This is a genomic window from Buttiauxella cochleicola, from assembly GCF_021282405.1.
GTDB classification, from domain to species: Bacteria; Pseudomonadota; Gammaproteobacteria; order Enterobacterales; family Enterobacteriaceae; genus Buttiauxella; species Buttiauxella massiliensis.
Genome location: NZ_JAJSOU010000003.1, coordinates 213,211 through 238,230, shown reverse-complemented (window position 1 = coordinate 238,230; position 25,020 = coordinate 213,211). Strand labels below are relative to the sequence as shown.

Sequence of the window (25,020 nt, the reverse complement as noted above, 5' to 3'; positions counted from 1 at the left end):
AACAGTAAACCCCTTCGGTAATAGCCTTAGGGGTTTATTTCCACTTACGTGTCCTTGCGACCCAGGCTTGCTAATAATCCTTCGGAAGATGCCGAATCGCTACCAGTTTCCCACGCTTAATCTCAATGTAATCACCACGACGTAATTCCCCAAGAATCGCCATAATCGTGCTGCGCGCCAGTTGCGTACGTTCCTGAATAAAATCTGCTGCATTAATGTCACGGCGTACCTCAGCAGGTTGCAAATCCAGTTCAAGCAATTTATTGCGAATCATCACATACGCCGTAACGCCTACCAGATGCTCATCACGTAAAGAGTACATCTGTAAAAACCAGGCAAGAATGCCAGAAACTGACTCCCACAATTGCAGTCGGGTAAAGAGTTCAAATGCTTGCTCAGCCGGGATAACTCGCGCTTCACAGGGCTCTTCTACTTTCAAAAACCAGCCGCCACGAGGCCGCAAACATTCAGCAATGCCATAAATCATCTCACCTCTCACCGATGACAGGACTAAGCCATCAGTTGCACGAACAGCTGTAAAATGCCCTTCATTGAATAGATACAGGTATTTTTCGTGCTGAAAAACTGCGTGCACTTCATCATTAGGCTGAAATGAACGTACCGTCCCAAGCGTGGAAAGCGCTTCCTTGAGAGCATATATCTCAGCTACAGGCCTGTGTGGATAAAGAGAGGACAGCCCTGATTCACTGTTTTGATCATTTACGGTGGTCATGAGTTAACCTTTTTATATTCCTCGCACCACAATCATAGCTGATAAAAAAAGCGGCTTGCGCCGCTTTCTATATAACAAACTGAATAAGTTCTACTTTCTACGCCAGGTCGTGCCTTGTGGGCCATCTTCCAGCACGATACCCATCTCATTCAGACGGTCACGCGCCTGGTCCGCCAGCGCCCAGTCTTTTGATTGACGCGCGTCGTTACGCTGTTTGATTAGCGCTTCGATTTCGGCAACTTCACTGTCGTCAGACTGCGCACCACCTTGCAGGAAGGATTCTGGATCTTGCTCAAGCAGACCTAACACCGCAGAAAGTTGACGCAGTGCGGCAGCCAGGCCATTTGCCGCGGCTAAGTCTTCGGTTTTCAGGCGGTTTACTTCACGCGCCATATCGAACAACACGGAATAGGCTTCCGGCGTATTGAAATCATCGTCCATCGCTTCACGGAAACGCGCTTCAAATGCTTCGCCGCCCGCAGGCTGAACGCTGGAATCGGTGCCGCGCAGCGCGGTGTACAAACGCTCAAGCGAAGTACGCGCCTGTTTCAGGTTCTCTTCGCTGTAGTTCAGTTGGCTGCGATAGTGACCGGACATCAGGAAATAGCGAATGGTTTCAGCATCGTAATATTTCAGCACGTCACGCACGGTGAAGAAGTTGCCCAGTGATTTGGACATTTTCTCACGGTCAACCATCACCATGCCCGAGTGCATCCAGGTGTTGACGTACTCGCCGCCGTGCGCACAGGTAGACTGGGCGATTTCGTTTTCGTGGTGCGGGAACATCAAGTCCGAACCGCCACCATGAATATCAAAATGGTTACCGAGCTGTTTGCAGTTCATCGCCGAACATTCGATGTGCCAGCCTGGACGGCCTTCGCCCCAAGGGGATGACCAGCTTGGTTCGCCCGGCTTGGACATTTTCCACAGCACGAAATCCATTGGGTTACGTTTGACGTTCGCTTCGACTTCAACACGCGCACCGGCTTGCAGCTGTTCCAGATCCTGACGGGAAAGTTTGCCGTAATCGACATCGCTTTCTACCGAGAACATCACATCGCCATTGCTGGCAACATAGGCGTGATTGCGCTCAATAAGCTGTTCAACAATTTCGATGATGTCCGGGATATGTTTGGTGGCGCGCGGCTCACTGTCCGGGCGCAAAATATTCAGCGCGTCGAAATCGGTATGCATTTCAGCAACCATGCGATCAACCAGTGCCACAAAATCTTCGCCGTTTTCATTGGCGCGTTTGATAATTTTGTCGTCGATATCAGTAATGTTGCGAACGTATTTCAGCTTATAGCCGAGAAAACGCAGGTAACGCGCAACCACATCAAAAGCAACAAAAGTACGACCATGTCCAATATGACACAAATCGTAAACGGTGATACCACACACGTACATGCCAACCTCTCCGGCATGAATAGGTTTGAATTCCTCTTTTTGGCGACTCATTGTATTGAAGATTTTTAACATCAGGGGATTCCATGTAAGTGTGTCGAAACGGTGCAATTGGCTATATTAAACCATAATTTTACCTGGAGGCAGCACGCTTTGCGAGGTTATCGCATGCTGACGGGCAGGACGCAGTTATGATATAACAACCACCTTGTGTGGCGGCACCGTTTGCCGGAACACTGTCTGACTAATATAGGATGCACAGCATGGTTACTTTTCATACTAATCACGGCGATATCGTAATCAAAACTTTTGATGATAAAGCGCCGATTACTGTCAAAAACTTCCTCGAGTACTGCCGCGAAGGTTTCTACGCCAACACCATTTTCCACCGTGTGATCAATGGCTTTATGATCCAGGGCGGCGGTTTTGAACCGGGTATGAAGCAAAAAGACACCAAAGACACCATCCAGAACGAAGCGAATAACGGCCTGAAAAACACCAAAGGTACGCTGGCAATGGCACGTACCAATGCGCCACATTCTGCAAGTTCCCAGTTCTTTATTAACGTGGCTGACAACGATTTCCTGAACTTCAGCAGCGAAAGCATGCAAGGTTGGGGTTACTGCGTATTTGCTGAAGTGGTAGAAGGCATGGACGTTGTTGAGAAAATCAAAGGCGTGTCCACTGGTCGCAGCGGTATGCACCAGGACGTTCCTAAAGAAGACGTGGTTATCACAAGCGTAACCGTCAGCGAATAATTCGCCCCATGGCGACGCTGTTTATCGCAGATTTACATCTGTGTTCAGAAGAACCGGCGATTACCGCCGGTTTTCTGCGTTTTCTGGCGGGCACCGCTCGGGAAGCTGATGCGCTCTATATTCTTGGCGATCTGTTTGAAGCCTGGATTGGCGACGATGACCCCGAACCGCTGCACCGCCAAATCGCTTTAGCCATTAAAGACCTGGTGGATTCTGGTGTTCCCTGCTTCTTTATTCACGGCAACCGCGATTTCTTACTCGGTAAACGTTTTGCCCGCTTAAGCGGCTTGACGCTTCTGCCAGAAGAAAAGATGCTCGACCTGTATGGTCGCAAAATGCTGATCCTGCACGGCGACACGCTGTGTACAGACGACCACGGTTATCAAGCCTTCCGCAAGAAAGTTCACCAGCCCTGGCTGCAATGCTTGTTCCTCGCCCTGCCGCTGTTTATCCGCAAGCGTGTAGCCGCGAAAATGCGCGCCAACAGCAAAGCCTCAAACAGCAGTAAATCGATGGCGATTATGGATGTGAATCAACACACCGTGACCCGTGCGCTCACCCGCCATCAAGTGCAATGGATGATCCACGGTCATACCCATCGCCCAGAAATTCATCCTATTTCAGCCAACGGCAAACCCGCGTTTCGCTGCGTGCTCGGTGCATGGCATAGCGAAGGGTCGATGATCAAAGTCACTGCCGAAGACGTCGAACTCATCTCCTTCTCTTTTTAAACAAAATCACGCCTTTTTGCTGCCTTGTTGACCACGCAACCGTTTTCCTTGCTCTATGTTCATGCTATTCTCTGAGCCCTTCTGACCGACCGAGCCACGTTCGGTGATGTTTGCATACCCACAGGAGTTTTGAGACGCATGTCCTCCAACCAGACCCCGGCGCGTATCGCCATTGTCATGGGTTCCAAAAGTGACTGGGCTACCATGCAGTTTGCCGCAGAAATCCTCACCGCCCTTGATGTCCCGCACCATGTCGAAGTGGTTTCCGCACACCGCACTCCCGATAAACTTTTCAGCTTTGCTGAACAGGCAAGCGACAACGGTTTGCAGGTGATTATTGCCGGTGCAGGCGGAGCGGCACATTTGCCGGGCATGATCGCAGCAAAAACCCTGGTTCCTGTGCTGGGTGTGCCTGTCCAGAGCGCGGCGTTAAGCGGCGTCGACAGTCTCTATTCCATTGTGCAAATGCCACGTGGTATTCCGGTTGGCACGCTGGCAATCGGCAAAGCGGGTGCGGCGAACGCGGCCCTGCTGGCGGCGCAAATTCTCGCGATCCACGACAAAGCCTTGCATCAGCGCCTTGAAGTGTGGCGTCAAAGCCAGACCGACGAAGTGCTGGAAAACCCGGACCCACGGGGTGAAGCATGAAACGCGTCTGCGTGTTGGGTAACGGCCAGTTAGGCAGAATGCTGCGCCAGGCAGGCGAACCGCTGGGCATCGCGGTTTACCCGGTTGGCCTGGATGCCGAACCTGAAGCCGTGCCATTTGCGCAAAGCGTCATCACCGCAGAAATTGAACGCTGGCCAGAAACCGCCCTCACCCGTGAACTGGCGCGTCATAACGCGTTTGTGAACCGCGATGTGTTCCCGATTATCGCCGACCGTCTGACGCAAAAGCAACTATTCGATAAGCTCGAACTAGCGACCGCGCCATGGCAGTTACTTTCTAGCCGCGATGAATGGACGGGTGTTTTCCAGAATCTTGGCGAGCTGGCGATTGTGAAGCGTCGCACAGGTGGTTATGACGGGCGTGGGCAGTGGCGTTTACGCAGCGATGAAACGGCTCAGTTGCCGGACGATTGCTACGGCGAATGCATCATTGAGCAAGGTATTAACTTCTCGGGCGAAGTCTCTTTAGTTGGCGCGCGTGGCCACGATGGCACAACTGTGTTTTATCCGTTAACGCACAACCTCCATCAGGACGGTATTCTGCGCACTAGCGTGGTTTTCCCACAGGCTGATATTGAACAACAACAGCAAGCTGAAACGATGCTTTCTGCCATCATGCACGAGCTGAAATATGTCGGCGTCATGGCGATGGAGTGCTTTATCACGCCAGCTGGACTGCTTATCAACGAGCTGGCCCCACGCGTACACAACAGCGGGCACTGGACGCAAAACGGCGCATCGATTAGCCAGTTTGAATTGCATCTACGCGCCATTGTGGACCTGCCGCTGCCGAAACCGGTGGTGAACGCCCCGTCAGTCATGATTAATCTTATCGGCACCGATGTGAATTACGACTGGTTAAAGCTGCCGCTGGTTCATCTGCACTGGTACGATAAAGAGGTGCGCGAAGGCCGCAAAGTGGGCCATCTCAACCTCAACGACAGCGATACCGGCAGACTGTGCGCCTCTCTCGAAGCGATGGTGCCGCTGTTGCCAGCGGAATACGCCAGCGGAATTGCCTGGGCGCAAAGCAAGTTCTAATCTTTCAGCGGGTGGCGATTTGTTCACCCGCTCTTTCACTCAAGTCTCCCCAACCTTTCTTTTCCAGACTCGAAGGCGCACAATCCACGGCGTTTCGGCCTCACTCGCTCTAAGGTTTTTCTATGCAAAACGCTCGTCCTGATACTCAAAATTACGAACATCTGCTGCGCAGCGGTATTCCGCTAATCGACGTGCGCGCTCCGGTTGAATTCAGCCAGGGGGCAATGCCTGCCGCGCTAAATTTCCCGCTGATGACAGATGACGAGCGTGCTGCAGTGGGCACTTGCTATAAACAGCGCGGGCAGCAGGCAGCGGTTGAGCTGGGCCATCGTCTCGTACACGGCGAAATCCGTGAAGCCCGTTTGCAAAAATGGCTGGAAGCGTGTCGACAAAATCCACAGGGATATTTGTGTTGCGCGCGTGGCGGCATGCGTTCGCATCTGGTTCAGGAGTGGTTACGCGAAGCAGGCGTTGACTATCCGCTGGTTGAAGGCGGTTATAAAGCGCTGCGCCATTACGCCATGGACGTGATAGAAGCTCGCTCGCAATGGCCAATGGTGCTCGTCAGCGGAAATACCGGCGGTGGTAAAACGATCCTGATCCGCTCACTGCCGACCGGGATCGATCTTGAAGGGCTGGCGCACCATCGCGGTTCGTCATTTGGCCGCACAATTGTGGAACAACCCTCGCAAACTAACTTTGAAAATAACCTCGCGGTCACGCTGCTTCAAAAAGGCGACAATGCAGAAGTGACATGGGTGGTGGAAGATGAAGGCCGCATGATTGGCTCACGTCATATTCCGGAATGCTTCAGAGAGCAGATGCTGCGCTCGCCGATTGTGGTGATTGAAGACCCGTTTGAGCAGCGTCTGGAGCGTTTGAAATTCGAATATTTTGAGCAAATGAGCGAAGCATTTTTATCAGTACACGACGAAGAGACAGCCTGGCAAAACTACGGGGAATATTTGCATCACGGCCTGTTCGCTATTCGCCGTCGTTTGGGCATGGAGCGTTTTGCGCAATTTAGCAAATATCTGGATGAGGCGTTAGAACTGCAACGTAAAACCGGTTCGGTTGATGGGCATCTGGCGTGGCTTGCGCCACTACTTGAAGAGTATTACGACCCGATGTACCGCTATCAGCTCAGTAAGAAAGCGGGAAATATCGTGTTTCGTGGCGACTACAGCCAGGTTGAAGAGTGGCTGCGTAAACGTACGGGCGAATAGCGCAAGCGCTATCCGCCACAAAACGATTAGAAGTCGTAACGCAGACGAACCAGGTTCATATCACCCAGGTTGTCAGTGCTGGACGTAAAGACGTGTTCATAATCAACACGGAAACCGTAATCCAGTTGGAAGCTAACACCCACGCCATTATCGATGCGCTGGTAATCGCGACCGTTAATGTAGTCAATGCGGTCGCCCATGAAGTATGGCTGTACGGTTTTAACTGCAAACTGATCCACCGGAATGGTGTAGCCAGCAAAGTATTCAACGCCCCACGCATCACCCGCGAAGTAATTGTTCACGTCCACTTGTTTAGTGGTCATGAAGTTCTGATACCAACCGCCACCGACGCTGAACGTCCAGTTATCGGGTTTCCAGCTTAACGCTGTGCCGAGGATATTCTGGTCGTAATTTTTACTTTCGCTGGTGCCAGGATCACGCATTTCAGCACGCGTGTAGTTCCACGCTGTACCCCAGGTCAGATCTTTGGTCAGATGATAATCCACACCCAGTGAACCGCCGCCTTTACGCTTGTAGCGCAGGCCGTTACCCGGCAAATATTCGTCATCGTTGAACAGATAAGAGACATATACATCGGCATCACCGAAAGTATTCTTATATTTCAGCATGGCGCGTGAACGATAAGTACCATCATAGTTGCCATTAATACCATTAGCCGATGCCTGGCCGATCATGTCGTAATCCCAGATATCGGTTTTCGCGCCAACAACATCGTAATAGACGCTATTTTGCTTACCGTAGGTTAGCTGACCCCAGGTCTTACTTTTAAAACCGGTATAAAGCATACGACGGTCAGTATCATTTGCCCCTTCTGCATAATGATTATCCCAGTCAAATACAGCCGGAATGTTAACCCCAAGTTCGTAATAGGTTATCCAGCTAATATCATCGAAGAGATAATAATCAGCGGTAAAGCGAAAACGAGTGCCGCCATCAAAGCCATTATTCTTATAAGAGCCTTTGTCGCTATCGCCGGTCATCATATTGAATTGCGGACGAATACTACCGCCAACGGTAAAGTTAAGGCGGCTCAGCGGGTTACCCGCCTCAGGCTCTTGTTTTAATACTGTAATTTCTGCGTTAGCAGCAAACGAAGCCATGCCCAAAAGCAGGCCTGCTCCCACTAATTGTGGAACAACGCGCAATTTTGTTTTCATCAATAAACCCTGATTAGCTACTTATTATTAGAGATGAAAATATATCCTTTTATTTAAATATATTTCTAACGAATTTTTAATGTTTTGTGCCTTTAAGAATTGATCATTTTGTTAATACATATTAACAAATTCGAAATACAAGTAGATTTATAGCGCAACATAATACCAGGAATAAAAAAGCCACGGATAACACCGTGGCCATTTTTTAGATGGAATAATATTCAGGCAACAAACTGGCGGAATAACGCTTTACCTTTCAGCAAACGAATCCCTAACCAGCCGCCACACAGAGAAAGCAGCACCGCACCGGTTAACGGCAGGATTACCCACAACCGCCAGTCTGGTTCCCATGGGAAATCAAACACGCGTGTTTGCAGTACACCGAGCGCAGTTTCAGCACCAATCGCCGCCACCAGCCCGGAAACGAACCCCAGCACTGCAAACTCACACCACAAAGTCGTACGCAGCAGGCGTTTCCCGGCCCCCAGGGTGCGATATACCACCAGTTCCTGATGCCGTTGGCGCATCCCCACTTGAACCTGGGCCAGCAGTAACAGCACACCGCAAGCGGTAACCAGCACCACCATCACTTCCAATGCCCGACTGACCTGTTCCAACACCTGTCCGACCTGGCGCAGAATAGCCCCGATATCCAGCAAACTGACGGTAGGGAATTCACGGTTAAGTTGTGTTAACACGCCATTTTTCCCATCCAGATGGAAGCTCGTCAGCCAGCTTTGCGGTTGGTTGTCGAGCGCGCCCGGCGGGAAGATAAAGTAGAAATTAGGTCGCAGACTCTCCCAATCAACTTTACGCAGGCTGGAAACTTTCGCCGAGAAATCCTGGGTATCACCCATAAACGTGACGGTATCCCCCAGTTTAATCTTCAGCCGTTTTGCTACACCCTCGTCCATCGAAACTTCGCCTGCTTTCGGCGGCCAGGAACCAGCAAGTATCGGGTTATGCGTTGGTTTCTGGCTCTGCCACGTCAGATTGAGTTCGCGGTTAAGTGCTTCATCAGGATTACCCTCGGTGGATTTTCCGTTTATCGCCGTCATACGCACACGCACAATCGGGTAGAACGATTCCGGGATGATCTGATGCTCAGCTAAAAACTCTTTCACTGGCTGAACCTGCTCGGTGGCAATGTTTAGCAGGAAATAGTTCGGGCTTTCCGGCGGCAACTGTTGCTGCCAGCGGTCAAGCAAATCGCCACGCAGCACCAATAACAATGCCAGTAACATAAACGATAGCGAGAACGCTGCGAGCTGACTTAAGGTTGCCCATGGCTGGCGCAGAAGACGATTTACAGCCAGGCGCAGCGCGAGGTTTTTCAGCGTCAGCTTCTTCAGAAGCTTCAGTACACCCCAGCCGACAATGCCGCACAAAGCCGCGAGTACAACTGTACCTGCCAGTACAGCCCACAGCAGCGTGCTGCCGCCCATAAGCAGCGCTAAAAGTGCAACAACAACTATAAAGATGACGGGCAGATAGATTTTCAACGGCCAGACATTCGCTACCGCATCACGGCGTAATACGCGCAGTGGTTGGGTTGCCAGCAACAGGCGATAAGGACGCAGGCCGACCAATAACGAAATCACCACCATCGAGCCGATTGCCCACACCCAAGGCCACAGACTGGCTGGCGGTAAGGCGGCAGGCAATACAGGTTTAAGCAGGCGCATTAGCACCGCTTCAAACACCAGCCCTGCGGCACCACCGGTAACGGCCGCCAGCGCCAGCACCATCAACCATTGGCCGATAATCAGCTTGCGCAGTGCAGCACGCCCTGCGCCGAGGGTTTTCAGTATGGCGACTAAATCGTAGCGGCTACGGCAGTAATGATTCATAGCGACCGCAACGGCTGCGACTGCCAGTAATAACGTCAGAAGAGCGGAGAGCAGCAAGAATTGTTGCGAGCGTTCCAGAGACTTCCCGAGAGCGCCATCATCTTGCTCCATACCGTACCAACGCTGTTCCGGTTTAAGCAGTGGAACAACAAATTTTTCAAACTTATCGAGCTGGGCTGGCGTACCGCCAAATTTGTAGCGCCAGGAGATACGGCTCCCTGGCTGCACTGCACCGGTTTTCTCCACATCCGCAAGGTTCATCATCAAGCGCGGGGCCATCTGGAACGGGTTAAACCCAGAATCCGGTTCCTGGATAACTTCGCCCGCGATACGCAAAGTGGTGTCGCCTACGTCCAGGGAATCCCCTACTTTGAGATTGAGCAGTGCCATTAAGCGCGGAGCCAACAACACACTTCCCGGCTCAGGTTTCAGTCCCACCGGGTTGGTGTCGAGCTGGCCGTACATCGGGTAAACCTCATCGACGGCTTTTACCGATGCCAGTTGTGGCGTATCACCGGAAAAGGTCATGGTGGCAAAAGTCAGTTGTTTGCCGACTTTCAGTCCGTCCTTTTTCGCCTGCTCCAGCCATTCCTCAGGCACTTCGCGTGAGCTGCGTAACGCACGGTCACCCGCCATAAAATCACGGCTTTGCTGGTTTAGCCCTTGTTCCATGCGGTCGCTGATATTGCCTAGCGCCAAGACACACGCCACCGCCAGGCTCAACGCCAACCAGACAATCAGTAACGATGGCGAGCGCCATTCGCGCCAGAACCAGCGGGCAATCATGCTTCCTCCCACAGTTGCCCTTCGCGCAGGCGCAGGCGGCGGTCGCAGCGGGCGGCGAGCTGTTCATCGTGCGTGACGAGAATCAGCGTGGTGGCGAAATCGCGGTTTAACGAAAAGAGCAAATCGGCGATGCGGTCGCCGGTGTGGCGATCGAGATTGCCGGTAGGTTCATCGGCAAACAGCACTGTCGGGCGACCATTAAAGGCGCGAGCCAGTGCCACACGCTGCTGCTCACCACCGGAAAGCTGTGCGGGGAGATGATCCAAACGTTTACCCAAGCCAAGTTGTTCGAGCAGCGCTTTGGCGTGGGCGCGACTGGAGGAGTCGTTTTCGCCGCGTAATAATGATGGAAGTTCAACGTTTTCCAGCGCGTTTAGCGTGGGGACTAACATAAATGACTGGAACACAAAGCCGACGTTTTTCGCCCGCAGCGCCGCGCGCGCTTCTTCGTCCATGCTGTGTAACGGCTGGCCGCATAGGTGAACTTCCCCTTCGCTGCCATCATCAAGCCCGGCGAGGATCGCCAGTAGTGTAGACTTCCCGGAGCCGGACTCACCGATTAACGCAATGGTCTGCGCCGGTTTGACAACCAGCTCAACTCCGGTAAGGATGGAGAGCTGATGTTCCCCAGTTCCTACGGACTTACTAAGATGATGAACTTCAACAATGTTTTCCGCTGGCATTTGCCCTTCCTGTTTCTGGCTTTGATGACCTGTCGTGCCGCTTTTGCGGACACGTTGTTGATTCTGGGTGATAGCCTGAGCGCGGGTTACCGAATGTCGGCAACGGCGGCCTGGCCTGCTCTGCTGGATAAGAAATGGAACCAGCAAAATACTAGAGTTGTGAACGCCAGTATTAGTGGCGACACCGCACCACAAGGGCTGGCACGCTTACCCGCGCTGCTGAAACAGCATCAGCCTCGCTGGGTATTAATTGAGCTTGGCGGTAACGATGGCCTGCGCGGGTTTCAGCCACAAGCCATCGAGAAAAGTCTGCGCCAGATAATTAACGATGTGAAAGCGGCAAACGCTCAACCATTGCTGATGCAAATACGTCTGCCTGCAAACTACGGGCGTCGTTATAATGAGTCGTTTAGCGCTATTTATCCGCAACTTGCCAAAGAGTTTTCTATCCCTCTTCTGCCATTTTTTATGGAGGAGGTCTATTTGAAACCGCAATGGATGCAGGATGACGGTATACATCCGAATAGTGATGCTCAGCCGTTTATCGCCGACTGGATGTCTTCCCGTCTGGCACCTTTAGTTAAACATGACTCATGAACAATCGGGGCACCTCTCGGGTAAAGTTATGCAAAAATCAGTTTTAATTACAGGTTGTTCCAGCGGTATTGGTTTTGCCTGCGCACAAGATTTAAAGCAGAAGGGTTATCACGTTCTGGCAGCCTGCCGTAAACCCGCAGATGTTGAGCGCATGAACCAGGCCGGATTTACCGGCGTGTTGCTCGACCTCGACTCGCCCGAGAGTGTGAAAGCGGCGGCGGAACAAGTCATTGAACTGACCGGAAACCGCCTGTACGGGCTGTTTAATAATGGCGGGTACGGCGTTTATGGCCCGCTGCAAACCCTTTCACGCGGCCAACTTGAGCAACAGTTTTCGACCAATTTATTCGGCACCCACCAACTCACCATGTTGCTACTGCCGGCCATGTTACCGCACCGCGAAGGGCGCATTGTGATGACCAGCTCGGTTATGGGACTGGTTTCTACCCCCGGTCGTGGTGCTTATGCCGCCAGTAAATACGCCCTGGAAGCCTGGTCCGATGCACTACGTATGGAACTGCATCACAGCGGTATTAAAGTCAGCTTGATTGAGCCCGGCCCGATTCGCACTCAGTTCACGCAGAACGTCAACCAGACTCAAGCTGACCATCCGGTAGAAAACCCAGGGATTGCCGCACGCTTTACACTCGGCCCGGAAGCAGTAGTGGAAAAAGTGCGCCATGCTTTTGAAAGCTCAAACCCGAAATTACGCTATCCAGTGACGCTGGTCGCCCATGCTTTAACGTGGTTACGCCGCCTGTTACCTGGCCGTATGTTGGATAAAATTTTACGTGGTTAGTTGAAGGACAGCTCCTTGCCCCCATGTAAAAGCAAATCTTTATAAGGAATTGATTTATGTCTGCCCAATACAATATCGACATCACCGAAGCGAACATGCACCAGGTGCTGGAACAGTCCGTTACTACACCGATTCTGTTCTACTTCTGGTCAGCACGCAGCCAACACTGTGAACAGTTAACACCGGTTCTGGATAAGCTTGCAGCTCAGTATCAGGGCCAGTTTATTCTTGCCAAAGTGGACTGTGATGCAGAGCAAATGGTTGCATCTCAGTTTGGTTTGCGCAGCATCCCAACGGTTTATTTGTTCCAGAATGGTCAACCTGTTGATGGCTTCCAGGGGCCACAGCCAGAAGAAGCGATTCGCGCGCTGCTGGAAAAAGTTCTGCCGCGTGAAGAAGAGCTGAAAGCGCAAGAAGCGATGCTGCTGATGCAAGAAGGCAAACACGCTGAAGCGCTGCCATTGCTCAAAGACGCCTGGCAGATTTCCAACCAGAACAGTGAAATTGGTCTGATGCTGGCGGAAGTGCAAATTGCACTGAACCGTAGCGAAGATGCAGAAGCGGTACTGAAAACTATTCCATTGCAGGATCAAGATACCCGTTATCAGGGCCTGGTTGCTCAAATCGACCTGCTGAAGCTAGCCGCCGACACACCAGAAATTCAGCTGCTGCAACAGCAAGTTGAGCAAGATCCTGAAAACGCACTGTTAGCCAGCCAGCTGGCACTGCAACTGCATCAGGTCGGGCGTAACGAAGAAGCGCTGGAACTGCTGTTTAGTCATCTGAAAAAAGACCTCGGTGCCGCCGATGGCCAGGTGCGCAAAATGCTGATGGAGATCCTTGCCGCTCTTGGAACCGGTGATGCGCTGGCATCAAAATATCGCCGTCAAATGTATTCGCTGCTGTATTAAGGCTGCGTTGCTCAAATGACCTGATTCAAACTGAATCTTTCCACGTAAAGGGTTAGACTTACATCAAATAAACAATGGAGGTTTTTTTGATGCTAATCGTCATTCCCGTACTGATCCTCGTCGCGCTGATTATCGTCGGCGCCGGGGTAAAAATCGTGCCGCAGGGCTACCAATGGACCGTGGAGCGCTTCGGCCGTTACACCAAAACCCTGATGCCGGGCTTAAGCCTTGTGGTGCCATTTATGGACCGTATTGGCCGCAAAATCAATATGATGGAGCAAGTGCTCGACATCCCTTCTCAGGAGATCATCTCTAAAGATAACGCCAACGTCGCCATCGACGCGGTGTGCTTTATTCAGGTCGTTGACGCCCCTCGCGCGGCATATGAAGTCAGTAATCTTGAGCTGGCTATCATGAACCTCACCATGACTAACATCCGTACCGTGCTCGGTTCAATGGAGCTCGATGAAATGCTCTCGCAGCGTGACAACATCAACACACGCCTGCTGCATATCGTTGATGAAGCCACCAATCCATGGGGCATAAAAATCACTCGTATTGAGATTCGTGACGTTCGCCCACCGGCTGAACTGATTGACGCGATGAATGCGCAGATGAAAGCTGAACGTACCAAGCGTGCATACATTCTCGAAGCTGAAGGTATTCGTCAGGCGGAAATCGTCAAAGCCGAAGGGGATAAGCAGTCTAAAATCCTGAAAGCGGAAGGTGAGCGCCAGTCAGCATTCTTACAGGCTGAAGCCCGTGAACGTAGTGCGGAAGCAGAAGCAGCGGCGACAAAAATGGTTTCTGAAGCTATTGCTGCCGGGGATATCCAGGCGATTAACTACTTTGTTGCCCAGAAATATACCGACGCGCTGCAACAGATTGGTTCGGCCAATAACAGCAAAGTGGTGCTGATGCCGCTTGATGCCACAAGCCTGATGGGCTCGATTGCCGGTATTAGCGAACTTATCGCGCAAAGCGGTACCGAGCGTAAAAGATGATTGCCCTGCTATTTACCCATGCGCATATCTTCTGGCTAACGCTGGGTGGCCTGCTGCTGGCGGCTGAAATGCTTGGTGCCAGTGGTTATCTGCTGTGGAGCGGTGTTGCGGCTGTACTCACAGGTTTATTGGTGTGGATGGTGCCGCTGGGCTGGGAATGGCAAGGTGTTTGCTTTGCGGTACTCACACTGGTTGCCGCTTTTCTGTGGTGGCGCTGGCTGTCGACACGTAAACAGCAGGAGCCGGGCGAAGTGCTCAATCAACGCGGCCACCAGCTTATTGGCAGGCGTTTGCGTTTGGAAACCGCGTTAGTCAATGGCCGCGGCCATGTCCGGGTAGCCGATAGCTCATGGCCGGTGATGGCAGATAGCGATTTGACAGCAGGCACCGATATTGTAGTGGTCGCCGTTGAAGGGATTACGTTGAAGGTGAAGGCCGTTCAAGCGTGAGTTAATCAGATGGCGCTACGCTAATCCAAACCAGGATTGCGTAGCGACTGATTACTGACGATGGCAGCAACCCGAGAGGTTGTCGATAATCGGGCAATCTGCGCTATCGTCCCCTGGGCAAGATTCGGCAAGCGCCAGCAGTTGTTGGCGCATCGCCTGAAGCTCAGTGATATGTTTTTCAATATCCGCCACTTTTTGTAGCGTGCGGGTTTTCACATCCGCACTGTGTCGCGCCGGGTCGTTAAACAAGTTGACCAGCTCGCGACACTCTTCAAGATTAAACCCCACCTGCCGTGCCTGGCGCAGCAAGGTCAGCTCATCAAGATGCTTTTGCGAATAGCTACGGTAGCCGTTTTCAGAACGAAGCGGTGCTGTCACTAGCCCCTTTTCCTCATAAAAACGAATCGCTTTACTGGTTAAACCGGTCCTTTTCGCTACATCGCTGATGTTCATGTTTCCTCCTGATTTTGTCGGATGTCGCTTATCCGAGCTACGAAAGCGGGTCATTCATACTAACGATCCTGGCCCCAAAATCATATTAGAAGCGGATTTTCATACCCACCGACGCCGAAACATCAGATGACACGGAAGTATCACCACCACCATCCCATGTTTTTCCGATTTCAGTATAGCCCTGCACATCCGCAGTCACTGCCCATGTAGTGCCGACGGCAACTTCTGTAGTCTGGAAACGCTGGTTGGCATTGATATCCGTTGCTGCGGCGTTATTCGCCGTGTTCTTCCAGGTAACGGTGTCCTGTCCATCAGAAAGCTCCTGCCAGTAGTTGACGCGAACATACGGTTTCACTTTGCCGTAATTAGTGTCGTAATCCGCCGCCAGACGAACCCCAAGGCGACCAATAACAGAACCGTCAGCATTCACCGAGACTTTAGTTTTGCCGCGATCTTTGAGTGTCACGTCGTCAAAATCACTGTATTGGTAGATAAGTTGCGCCTGCGGTTCAATCAGCCAGTTACTGTCACCCAGTTGCCACGGTTTACCCACTTCGACAGATGCCGTAAACGAGTTGCCATCAGGATGGTAAGTCTCGCGGTCATACATATTCTTCAAATCAACCGAGTGGTACCCGTACTGCAAAACATTATCGACATACAAGCCGTTGGTATCAGTCCAGGTTCCGTAGCCGCCAAGGTAAGACGAGAAAGTAGAGTTATAAGCGTCGCCGCCACTCATCCCGGTTATGCCACTGATTGAGCTGTCGGTATCCATAAAGGTGGTGTACAAACCCGCACGCCACTTCTCGTTCTGCCACAGATCAAGCCCCATCTGCATGCCATTGTAGTTGGTGCTACTTTGCGATTGGGTTGGGTCATCATGTTTCTGGTCGACCGACTTCACGATGTAACGCGCCCAGAAACGCCCTTCCTGATCTTCAGGCACATCGGCCTTGTACAGTTGTTCATCGCCCACACGCTGGTGAAGTGTGCCGAGCACAGTCAGATCGGCCTGGCGGATAATCGCGGCCAGCGTATCAAACCCTGGAACATCCGGACGATAGCCCGCGCGCAGGAACCAGTCCTCACCCGCTCCCTGAGCATTTCCGGCAAACAACTGGTATTCCCATGCTCCGGCAGTCAGGACATCGCCGCCGATGTTAAAGGTATCTTTCGTAGTCTGTGCGGTGGTAGTTGCACCATTAACTGCGTCAACAACCATAATGCCATCACCTGTAGTGGGCTCACCCAACTGGCTAACATCAATATCTAAAAACGTGCTGCCGGAAGCCGTGCCGCCATTGATAACCAAACGGTCAGCAACACCAGGGCTATGTTGTTGCGCAGCAATTTTCAGCGTGCCATCGACACCCACATAGTTACCATTCACCGTGAATGTTGATCCCACGTCCCCGCCACGCAAATTGATGGTTCCCTGGTTAACCGTATTGGCGACCGTCTGGCTGTAGCCCCCGGTATCCAGAGTGGCCCCACTGCTGACAATATGGCTGGATTTCTGGCTAAAGCGGTTCTCGCCCGACGCCAGCAAAGTGCCTTTTTCGACAAGAGTAATCCCGCTCCAGGTATTACTACCGTTGATAATAGTGGTGCCACTACCTTGCTGCCAGACTCGTCCGGTGCCGGAGATATCACCGTTTAAGGTGAAGGTGTCGGCCCGGTTAATCGCAAGGGTCGCGTTGTCGACAATATTGCCGCCCACATTACCCGCCGTGCCACCGTTGCCCAGTTGCAACACGCCATCACTAATGGTGGTAAGTCCTGCAAAACTGCTGTCCTGAGTGAGCGTCAAAGTGCCTTTACCCAGCTTGGTGAAGTCGCCGTTGCCGGTAACGGCACTTACCAGCGAAACTGAGTTGCCATTGGTATCTATCGCCCCACCTACGCCGGAAAGCGTCACCTGGCGTGCCGTGTCAAAAGCGGCACCGTAGCGCAATGTGCCGCCGCTCAGACCAATGCCGGTTCCCGCAGCACCAAGGTTGCTGTCAGAAGAAACCTGCAACACGCCGCCGCTGACCTGCGTTCCTCCCTGGTATTGGTTATTACCATTGAGAATCAGGGTGCCGAGATCGGCTTTGTTGATGCCCCCTTCGCCGTCGATAACCGAGTTGATGGTCGCTGTGTAGCCCGCACTCGGTGCGGTGCCATCGCCTACGCGAATCACTGTATTGGCGGTATGCGTGGTGAGGTTATCACCGCCAATTACATAACCATCGGTGGCAAATTGTGCGCCGCTAATCGCGACTTCGCCCAGGCTTGTATCTATCGTGACATTACCCGCAGTGCCGCCAAATACCGCGAATGAGCCATCGCTAAACGGTGTATTAAAACGGCCGTCCGGGGTAGTGACGTCTGTCGTCCAGTTGTCATTACCGCTGCCGCTTTGCCAGATACCGTTGCCGCCGTCGATCTCGCCGTTGTTTTTCAGCGCCCCACCCGTACCGCCGAATCCATCCCAGAAGCGCATCACATAGCCGGTGCGGTTCACCAGATTGACCTGACCTGCAATTGAGGTTTGAACATAGAGATCGTCTGCTGCCGGAGGTGCGGAGCCGATATCCAGAATATTATCGGTCAACGCGCCGGTATAATTGAAGACGCGATAAACCCCGACATCAAAGCTACCGCCCGGCGTCTGCGTGATATTCAGTTTGCCGTTAAGGTTGAGATCGCCATTGATGTTGATCAGATCGTTAAGCGCGCCGCCAACGGTGTAAGGCTGTCCGAACTGGAAGTCGACTTGCGAATTTTGGTTGAGTGTTAATGCGCCCATCGTCAGCACACCAACGCTTGAAAGGTCCTGCCCTGCGGCCAGGTGTCCGCCGTCATCAACAACAACGCTGCCACCCAAGACGCCTGCGCCACCGAGCGTTGCGCCGTTATTGACGGTGGTTTTACCTGTCGCAGCCACTTGATTACCGTTGATCAATAACACGCCCTGGTGCGCAGTAGTGGTGCCAGTCCAGGTGTTGTTGGCGGTGAGATTCAACGTGCCCGTTCCCGTTTTCACCAGGCTTCCAGCCCCGTCGATGATTCCACTGATAGTGTCATTGCGCCCTAACGCACCTTCAATCAGAGTTGCTGCACCTAATGCAACGTTACCCGCACCTGATAGGGAACCCACTGATGTGCTCGCCAAAGCAGCACTGATATCAACTAAACCACCCGCCAGGTTAGATATTACCGCACCCGCGCCTTGCGCATTGTCGGCAAAAAGCACCTTGCCGCTGTTTGCCACAGTCGCGGAACCGGCATCTGCACTGCTTTGCAGCGCGAGTGTTGAGCTGGCGTCAACGGTTACATTTGCGTTATCACCGTGGCTTTCATCAGTGAATGTCGCATTAGCACCTTGTGTCAGATTGATGGTGCTCTGCCCGGCCCCTGCGGTGTCGTGGAATGCCAGACTCGCATCATTGACTTCAAAGGTATGGACCTCACCAGAGGCTGAATTATTGAGATTTAGCAATGCATTATTGGAAACAGAAACCTGGCTGTTCACCTTGCCAAACACCCCTGTAGCATTAGCATTGACGGTCAGTTGCCCGTTATTGTCGTTGCCGACAATATTTGTATCGCCCTGATAAATATTTTTCCGGTTCATCTCGAGGAAACTGCTGTCGCTGCCGCCCGAGGTATCATAGACGTTGAGCGGCCCATCACCGGCAATCAGACCCGCCGGCGTGAAGGTGTTACCGTATAAATCAAACGAACCACCGCTTGCGCCATCAAGATAAATATTACGATTAGTATTGAAATCAGCCCCAGCCTGCAAAGCCGAAGCATTTCTGATCGTTATGGATGTCCCTGAATCGCCCAGGCTTTCGTCTTTAGAGACCTGCAAAGTGCCGCCCCAGATCTCTACCCCGCCGCTGAAATCATTGATGCCATTGAGGATCAAACGGCCCGGATCGGTTTTCAGCAATCGCACCACACCGCTGTCTAACTCGTCCTGAACCAAATTCGCATTGATTGTCGTCGTCACATCATTACTGCCCGCAGCCCCGACCCGGATAACAAAGAAACTATCCGCCTCGGTTTCTCCATCCGACTGGAAACGGTTGGCCGGTTTTGGTGCCGTAGTATTGAAAGCATCCGTTACGGTGCTGATGTAATGCAATTGAGAGATGGCATTAAGTTGTTGCAGTACATAACCATCTGTCAGGAATTGCATACCAGAGGTGATGACTCGTCCATTGTCATTACTTATAGTGACAATGCCTTTTTGTCCCTCAAACACAGCAAAGGCAGTTGCTGCCCATGGCTCATTACCGACGCCATTTCCCTGAGTCCAGTTATTCGTCTGGCCGAATCGATTAGCACGCCAGACTCCATCCCCACCGTTGACATTATTATCGCCACCAACACCGCCAGTCCCATGACCCGCTGCGCTACCACCATCCCAGAACTGCAGTTCTGAAGCAGGATTCAAGTAATTCAGAATAAGGTTAACTTCATTAGGAAGAGCAGTCTGAATATAGTAATCACCACCATTATTCGCCGGAAGTGAAGCAATATTCATGATGTGATTAGTTAATTCTCCTACGTAGTTAAACAGGCGATAGACGCCCGGAATGAAGTAGCCCCCACTTGACAGCGTGACATTAAGATCACCATCAAGAACCAGATCCCCCCCCACATTCACGACATCGTTAAGTACCCCACCAGACACATAGGGTTCGCCCAGCTCAAACTTGCTGTTGGTGGTACTCGCCAACGTCAAATCGCCATTGATCGTCAGTTTGCCGACCCCACCATCTCCCGGCGTCAGCGTGGTGTTGCCTTCAAATGCGACATCCCCACCAATGGTGCCATTACCGCCTAATGTGGTGTTCGAATGGACGGTGGTAACCCCAGTTGCCTGGCTTTGATTACCGTTGACCAGCAATGTACCTTGATTAACTTCTGTCGCCCCTTTCCAGGCGTTGGCACCACCCAGTCGCGTAATCCCGATGCCATCTTGATGGAACGCCCCGCTCCCCGAAATCACACCGTTAAGGGCAATGTTGTCAGAACGGTCGATCGTCAAAATGCCATCATCGGTGATATTGGTAGTTTCAGACACACTACCGACAGTGCCACCATCACCCAATGCCAGTTCCGCCCCCGAGCCAATATAAGTGTTTCCAGTGTAAGTACTGTTGCCAAGCAATGTAGTTTTACCCGCGCCGATGCGCTCCATACCGCCGGTTCCACTGATAACCCCGGTATAAGTCTGGTCGCTTGCACCATCGAATGACAGCAGGCTGGTCGCGCCAGATGTGGTGACATTGTAATTATGAATGGAGGCGTCAGCGGACGTAGCAGCGCTGATGCCGCTGCGCAGCGTCGCGCCGTTATTGACATTAATGGCCTGCGCACCGGAGAGTGTCAGGTTATCGACAACTCGTGCATCGGTGGCGTCGCCATTTAAAGTCAGCGAACTCCAGCCGGTACCGATATTGGTGCCTTTTGCCAGGTTATCGGCGTTAAAGCTTCCCAATAATGCCGGAGCTGCGCCTTGATGTGTGCCATTGAGGGTCAGCGCGCTGTTAGTGCCGCCGTTACTCAGAATATGGATGACGTTCGCTAGTGAAACGTCGCCCAATGTGGCCCTGTCATTACCGTCGGCACCGCTGAAAGTCACGCCGCCGTTAAATGCCCCCGCCGTCCAACTGAACTGGTCGTTACCCGTTCCCAACACGATTTCACCACGCGTATTGGCACTCGCACCGCTTAATGCCACCACGTCATTGCCGCTACCGGTGAGAATAGCCTGCGCCGTGTTATTTGCCGCCAGCAAAGTACCACTATTGTTGACCGTCGTATTTCCCGCACCCGATGCATTAATCACGGCCGCACCGGTACCGAGGCTGTTGATAGTGCCAGTATTAGTAATCGTGCGAGCCGTGTTCGCCACGCCATCGGTGGCGACTATTGCCGAACCGGCCCCCGCCGCCATATTGATGGTTGCACCCGAGCTCACATTGCCTGCTGTTCGCGCCAGAATCCCGACACTGTTAGCGCCATTCCCGTTGATGGTATAGCCATTAGCAATCGTCAGGTTTCCGGTGGTGGGATTGCCTGTGGCATTCATAAAGGCAAAACCGTAGCCGCTGCCGGAAATGTTGAGTGTGTTATTGGTCCCTGCTGCATTAAAGGTTACAGCCGTACGAATTGCCGGGCCATCCGAGGCGTTAATCGTGACGCCATTAAGATTAATGTTGGACGTGTCAGCATTGTTGTTGATCCCAGCACCGCTGCCAGAGATATCGATAATGGTATTGGTCGCGGTAAAAGAGGTGGCTCCGGTGTCCATTCTCACACCATCGGCTCCACCAGATGCGGTGATATGGTTGCCCGTTCCGTTGACTGTTAGATTAGCGCCTGAACCAATCAGTTGAACCGCCGCCAGCCCACCCGTCGCATTGACGGTACCCAGACGGTTTACGATCGCATTAGCGCCTCCAACACGCAGGCCGACATTACCGCTTCCGGCTACACCGCTGACGCTAATGGTATTGTTATTGGTCAACACCCCATTATTCTGGATATTCACGCCGATATTATTGGTACCAGAAACACTGACCGGGGCATTCACGATCGCCGAGCCATTATCGTGCAACAAAATCCCGGTGCTGCCCGTTCCATTTAATGCAATTCCCGTGCCATTAAGGGTTAATTGCCCTAAGTGAGAAACGTTATAACCCGTAATCCCACTTTGAGAGGAACTGGTGGTAGTAGACGCATTGGAAGTAACGCGGGTAATAAGTTCTTCAGGATCAATAGTGCTGTCGATATTGTAATTCCGACCATCAACCACCACCGCTGTGGTATTGTTTCCGCCTAAAATAATACCCCCATCGCTAATCGTCCCTACTGCACCGCCAGTGACTTTTACCCCGACTGCGCCATTACCATTGACGAATATTTTGGCTGACCCGGTATCAAGAGAAGTCAGAGTATCGTCAGTGATATCCGTATTATTTTTGTCATCCAGGCCGTTGGCAAATATCCCAGTAGCATTTTGACCATTGACCGTAAGTTGATAGGTTGAAGCTGCACCCGTGCTGCCAGCAAAAGAGGCCCCGTGGTCAACAGCGAATAAAATTGAGTCTTTTTGGCCGCTATCGGTAATAACCGCATTGCCGATATTGATCTGCGCTTCATCGCCCCAGGCGTAATAGCCTATCTGTTGGGTGTTTTCAAAAGAGAGTGTGGAGGCCGCGTTAATATCGATTTGTGCATCGCCACGCGCGTGAACACCGATTGCTCCGGCGGATAACAGGCGAATAGTGGAGTTGAGGTTTACTTGGGCATGTTGGGTGTTCAGCCCTTCGGCGTACACCGCGTAGTTACGATAAGTATAGGGCTGGCCATCACTCCCGCCGGTATCGCCCGCCGTCCCCACGGTAATCGAGCTGCCTGCCATCGTGGAAACCGTCGCAGCTGCTTTCTGCGCTGACACGTTAATCGCAATATTATTATCGCCATCAACGTTAATCACGCCTGAGTGGGTTACGGAGCCGATGTTATCGACAACATTCAGACCATAGTTAGCCGCCGCCGATCCATTCGTCAGTTTGCCTAAGACATTGATCGTGCCGCTGTTTGTCACAGCTCCTGTCGCACCCTGCACGGAAATCCCGGCCGCGTTACGCGTTTTGGATTCAAGGGTGATGATGCCAGTGTTATTTACCGCTCCAGAACTTTGCGTATGGATACCGGCAGAAAGGTCCCCCCCGGTCATCGGAACAGCCGTCGGCGCAGTAGCATTTAAAACCGGCGTCACCCCGAGGTAAATTTTCCCGGCATTATTAAAGGTGGCACTGTCCTGCAGATAAACGCCATAGCCGCCTGCTTTCCCCGCGGTGTTATTGCTATTGCCCACCACCGCAATCGTGGCATTGGCGGCGTTAGTGACCGCCGTTGAACCCGACGCGTTAATGCCTCGCGCGTTGTTGGTGGTGGTGTCGGTGATCGCGACGTTAATATGACCGTTGTTAGTCAAAGTGCTGCTACCGCTACCCTGCATCCCCACGCTGCCTGCGTTCGAGACATTCTGGTTTGCGCCATTTTTTTCAATAAACAGCCCGGCGTTTAAGGTGCCATTGTTGATGGCCGTGGCATCCGTGGTCAGCATGCCAATCGATATGGGGCTGCTTCCGCTACTGCGCCAGGCATTGATTGCACCATTGTTGGTGATGATTGCGTCATTGTCGGCACGCATTACCGCCTTCGCACCATCCACCGCCAGGCTACCACCAACGGTGACAAGTCCTGATGCGTTCCCACCTGTGGCATAAATAACGTTTAAATCACCCGTGTCGACGGTCGCGTTGTTGGTGTGAGGGCCTTTGTCGTCCCAGACGTGATATGTCAGGTTGATGCTGGTGTTTTCTTCTTTACCGAGCATTCCGGTAATAATCGCATCATAGGTGCTTTGAGCTTCGACCGAAGAGTCAATCACCTCGCCATTCACGGTGGCACCAGCCGTTAGCCAGTACTGTATCTGCGGTTTACCAGCGTATGCGCCCTGACCTATCAGGAAGTCGTTAACCCCGGCAATATCATTGGAGGAATTAATAACAAAGGTTTTATCAAGTAGCCTGACGACCCGGTTCCCGACCTGCTCATAATTGGGCAGCGTGATGGAGAAATCATACTTTGCACTTTGCGCCTGAAGGCTTTGAGTATCCGTTGACAGCACAATCGCCGGGCGAAAATGGATGTAGTTATCTGAACGCCATTCGGTACGGCTGGTTGCACTGCCACTACCGTCCGCTTTTGCCAGCACGGAGTTTTTGGTCAACAAATCAATGGTGTTTGCTGCCGCGGCAATGGGAGCATTAGCGTCGCTTGAACCCACGTTGATATTGGCCTGCCCGCCGGTTGATGCCACAGACGCGATGCCAAAGTTATTAAAAATACGCATCGAGTTATGATCGTAAACCGGTATAACCATATTACTTACCGGCGTGTCACCCGCAGAAATAAAGGTCGACGAATCATAAACGCTGATGACCTGATAACTGCCATCCAGCCCTGGAACTTCTACGTTTAGCTCCTGGCTTTCTTGCGGAACAGCAGGTGCCGGTGAGTAGGTATATTGCCCAATATTTGCAGCCGTAATCGTGGTGGGATTTCCCGCCGAGTCGGTTGCGACAATAGTGATGATGCGGTTCGGATCGGTGCCGGTAGTACCAGGCAAACCGTTAATTACCGTGACACCCGTGCTGGTGCCGTTGGTTCCGGGAGAAATAGTCGGAATGGGGCCAAGGATATTTAGCTCGGTGCCAACCGGGTAATGGTTTGCAACAACCAGGCTATCAATAGTGAACGCATAGCCGGTTTCTTTCACGGCATCGTATGGAGGTAATAACACATAATTTGGGTATGCAACATTCCAGGTCACATCATCCGCATGGGCAAGGGAGATGTAATTTCCGGAAAGTAGTAATGCCGCCGCTAATAGTTTTCTGCGGCCCCTTCCCCCCCTGCCACCTTTTTTTCCTGTCCGAGATATTTCTGCTACAGCAATAAAACTGTTCGCAACATGGCTCCACACCAGACGATAAATATTATTCATAAGGAATCTCTGCATGGCTAAAAAGGGTAATAACGCGCTGAAACATAAAGACAACGACAAACACGTGTCGAAACACTTTAAGTAACATTAGTACATAGCCGTGCATTGAGAAGTAAATGGTAGAAAAAGTATTACTTAACTAATACTTCCTCAGGTAATGCGT

General features: G+C 52.1%; 17 protein-coding genes. 10 read left to right on the top strand and 7 right to left on the bottom strand.

Annotation, left to right across the window (positions count from 1 at the left end; translation table 11 throughout):
• Positions 1-70: 70 nt before the first annotated feature.
• Positions 71-733 carry a helix-turn-helix domain-containing protein gene (locus LVQ79_RS05435; protein ID WP_232864169.1) on the bottom strand — a complete coding sequence of 221 codons (663 nt, stop codon included), beginning with the start codon at positions 731-733 and terminating at the stop codon, positions 71-73.
• Positions 734-823: 90 nt separating this feature from the next.
• Positions 824-2,212 carry a cysteine--tRNA ligase gene (cysS, locus tag LVQ79_RS05430; RefSeq protein WP_232864168.1) on the bottom strand — a complete coding sequence of 463 codons (1,389 nt, stop codon included), beginning with the start codon at positions 2,210-2,212 and terminating at the stop codon, positions 824-826.
• Positions 2,213-2,400: 188 nt separating this feature from the next.
• Between cysS and ppiB the strand changes: the two genes are divergently transcribed.
• From ppiB to mnmH, 5 genes are all read left to right on the top strand, one after another.
• Entirely contained in the window at positions 2,401-2,895 is a 495-nt protein-coding gene (gene ppiB / locus LVQ79_RS05425) for a peptidylprolyl isomerase B (RefSeq protein WP_232864167.1), read from the top strand.
• An 8-nt stretch (positions 2,896-2,903) separates the two neighbouring features.
• Complete coding sequence (gene lpxH / locus LVQ79_RS05420; RefSeq protein ID WP_232864166.1) at positions 2,904-3,626, top strand: UDP-2,3-diacylglucosamine diphosphatase; 723 nt, start codon at positions 2,904-2,906, stop codon at positions 3,624-3,626.
• A 138-nt stretch (positions 3,627-3,764) separates the two neighbouring features.
• Positions 3,765-4,274 carry a 5-(carboxyamino)imidazole ribonucleotide mutase gene (gene purE, locus LVQ79_RS05415; protein ID WP_232864165.1) on the top strand — a complete coding sequence of 170 codons (510 nt, stop codon included), beginning with the start codon at positions 3,765-3,767 and terminating at the stop codon, positions 4,272-4,274.
• On the top strand, positions 4,271-5,335 hold the full coding sequence (purK, locus tag LVQ79_RS05410; RefSeq protein ID WP_232864164.1) for a 5-(carboxyamino)imidazole ribonucleotide synthase: 1,065 nt from the start codon (positions 4,271-4,273) through the stop codon (positions 5,333-5,335). The genes purE and purK overlap by 4 nt, the downstream gene beginning before the upstream one ends.
• A 122-nt stretch (positions 5,336-5,457) precedes the next feature.
• Positions 5,458-6,561, top strand: coding sequence for a tRNA 2-selenouridine(34) synthase MnmH (mnmH, locus tag LVQ79_RS05405; RefSeq protein ID WP_232864163.1), 1,104 nt, complete (start codon positions 5,458-5,460; stop codon positions 6,559-6,561).
• Positions 6,562-6,587: 26 nt separating this feature from the next.
• Here mnmH and LVQ79_RS05400 read toward each other — a convergent pair whose 3' ends face one another.
• The 3 genes from LVQ79_RS05400 to ybbA form a co-directional block, all read right to left on the bottom strand.
• Positions 6,588-7,682, bottom strand: coding sequence for a porin (locus LVQ79_RS05400; protein ID WP_232864284.1), 1,095 nt, complete (start codon positions 7,680-7,682; stop codon positions 6,588-6,590).
• A gap of 278 nt (positions 7,683-7,960) precedes the next feature.
• Complete coding sequence (ybbP, locus tag LVQ79_RS05395; RefSeq protein WP_232864162.1) at positions 7,961-10,375, bottom strand: putative ABC transporter permease subunit YbbP; 2,415 nt, start codon at positions 10,373-10,375, stop codon at positions 7,961-7,963.
• Positions 10,372-11,058, bottom strand: a complete 687-nt coding sequence (gene ybbA, locus LVQ79_RS05390) for a putative ABC transporter ATP-binding protein YbbA (protein WP_232864161.1) — start codon at positions 11,056-11,058, stop codon at positions 10,372-10,374. The genes ybbP and ybbA overlap by 4 nt, the downstream gene beginning before the upstream one ends.
• Here ybbA and tesA point away from each other — a divergent pair.
• The 5 genes from tesA (at position 11,026) to LVQ79_RS05365 (ending at position 14,818) form a co-directional block, all read left to right on the top strand.
• Positions 11,026-11,655 (top strand): multifunctional acyl-CoA thioesterase I/protease I/lysophospholipase L1, encoded by a 630-nt coding sequence (tesA, locus tag LVQ79_RS05385; protein ID WP_232864160.1) that lies wholly within the window; start codon positions 11,026-11,028, stop codon positions 11,653-11,655. The genes ybbA and tesA overlap by 33 nt on opposite strands.
• On the top strand, positions 11,645-12,454 hold the full coding sequence (locus LVQ79_RS05380; RefSeq protein WP_232864159.1) for an SDR family oxidoreductase: 810 nt from the start codon (positions 11,645-11,647) through the stop codon (positions 12,452-12,454). The genes tesA and LVQ79_RS05380 overlap by 11 nt, the downstream gene beginning before the upstream one ends.
• A gap of 56 nt (positions 12,455-12,510) precedes the next feature.
• The gene (locus LVQ79_RS05375) at positions 12,511-13,365 is read left to right on the top strand and encodes a co-chaperone YbbN (protein WP_232864158.1); all 855 of its coding nucleotides are present in this window, start codon (positions 12,511-12,513) and stop codon (positions 13,363-13,365) included.
• An 89-nt stretch (positions 13,366-13,454) separates the two neighbouring features.
• Positions 13,455-14,369, top strand: coding sequence for an SPFH domain-containing protein (locus tag LVQ79_RS05370; RefSeq protein WP_064557085.1), 915 nt, complete (start codon positions 13,455-13,457; stop codon positions 14,367-14,369).
• Positions 14,366-14,818, top strand: a complete 453-nt coding sequence (locus tag LVQ79_RS05365; RefSeq protein ID WP_232864157.1) for an NfeD family protein — start codon at positions 14,366-14,368, stop codon at positions 14,816-14,818. The genes LVQ79_RS05370 and LVQ79_RS05365 overlap by 4 nt, the downstream gene beginning before the upstream one ends.
• A gap of 51 nt (positions 14,819-14,869) precedes the next feature.
• On the opposite strand, the gene cueR is transcribed toward LVQ79_RS05365, so the two are convergent.
• Both cueR and LVQ79_RS05355 read right to left on the bottom strand, forming a co-directional pair.
• Complete coding sequence (gene cueR, locus LVQ79_RS05360) at positions 14,870-15,271, bottom strand: Cu(I)-responsive transcriptional regulator (protein WP_232864156.1); 402 nt, start codon at positions 15,269-15,271, stop codon at positions 14,870-14,872.
• An 85-nt stretch (positions 15,272-15,356) separates the two neighbouring features.
• The gene (locus tag LVQ79_RS05355) at positions 15,357-24,857 is read right to left on the bottom strand and encodes an autotransporter-associated beta strand repeat-containing protein (protein ID WP_232864155.1); all 9,501 of its coding nucleotides are present in this window, start codon (positions 24,855-24,857) and stop codon (positions 15,357-15,359) included.
• Between the last annotated feature and the right edge of the window lie 163 nt (positions 24,858-25,020).

Excerpts from the sequence above, each read along its gene's own strand:
- mnmH (WP_232864163.1), top strand. The coding sequence starts at position 5,458 with ATGCAAAACGCTCGTCCTGATACTCAAAATTACGAACATCTGCTGCGC.
- tesA (WP_232864160.1), top strand. The coding sequence starts at position 11,026 with ATGATGAACTTCAACAATGTTTTCCGCTGGCATTTGCCCTTCCTGTTT.
- cueR (WP_232864156.1), bottom strand. The coding sequence starts at position 15,271 with ATGAACATCAGCGATGTAGCGAAAAGGACCGGTTTAACCAGTAAAGCG.
- LVQ79_RS05355 (WP_232864155.1), bottom strand. The coding sequence starts at position 24,857 with ATGAATAATATTTATCGTCTGGTGTGGAGCCATGTTGCGAACAGTTTT.
- LVQ79_RS05400 (WP_232864284.1), bottom strand. The coding sequence starts at position 7,682 with ATGGCTTCGTTTGCTGCTAACGCAGAAATTACAGTATTAAAACAAGAG.
- ybbP (WP_232864162.1), bottom strand. The coding sequence starts at position 10,375 with ATGATTGCCCGCTGGTTCTGGCGCGAATGGCGCTCGCCATCGTTACTG.
- purK (WP_232864164.1), top strand. The coding sequence starts at position 4,271 with ATGAAACGCGTCTGCGTGTTGGGTAACGGCCAGTTAGGCAGAATGCTG.
- LVQ79_RS05365 (WP_232864157.1), top strand. The coding sequence starts at position 14,366 with ATGATTGCCCTGCTATTTACCCATGCGCATATCTTCTGGCTAACGCTG.
- ybbA (WP_232864161.1), bottom strand. The coding sequence starts at position 11,058 with ATGCCAGCGGAAAACATTGTTGAAGTTCATCATCTTAGTAAGTCCGTA.
- lpxH (WP_232864166.1), top strand. The coding sequence starts at position 2,904 with ATGGCGACGCTGTTTATCGCAGATTTACATCTGTGTTCAGAAGAACCG.
- purE (WP_232864165.1), top strand. The coding sequence starts at position 3,765 with ATGTCCTCCAACCAGACCCCGGCGCGTATCGCCATTGTCATGGGTTCC.
- LVQ79_RS05435 (WP_232864169.1), bottom strand. The coding sequence starts at position 733 with ATGACCACCGTAAATGATCAAAACAGTGAATCAGGGCTGTCCTCTCTT.
- cysS (WP_232864168.1), bottom strand. The coding sequence starts at position 2,212 with ATGTTAAAAATCTTCAATACAATGAGTCGCCAAAAAGAGGAATTCAAA.
- LVQ79_RS05375 (WP_232864158.1), top strand. The coding sequence starts at position 12,511 with ATGTCTGCCCAATACAATATCGACATCACCGAAGCGAACATGCACCAG.
- LVQ79_RS05370 (WP_064557085.1), top strand. The coding sequence starts at position 13,455 with ATGCTAATCGTCATTCCCGTACTGATCCTCGTCGCGCTGATTATCGTC.
- ppiB (WP_232864167.1), top strand. The coding sequence starts at position 2,401 with ATGGTTACTTTTCATACTAATCACGGCGATATCGTAATCAAAACTTTT.
- LVQ79_RS05380 (WP_232864159.1), top strand. The coding sequence starts at position 11,645 with ATGACTCATGAACAATCGGGGCACCTCTCGGGTAAAGTTATGCAAAAA.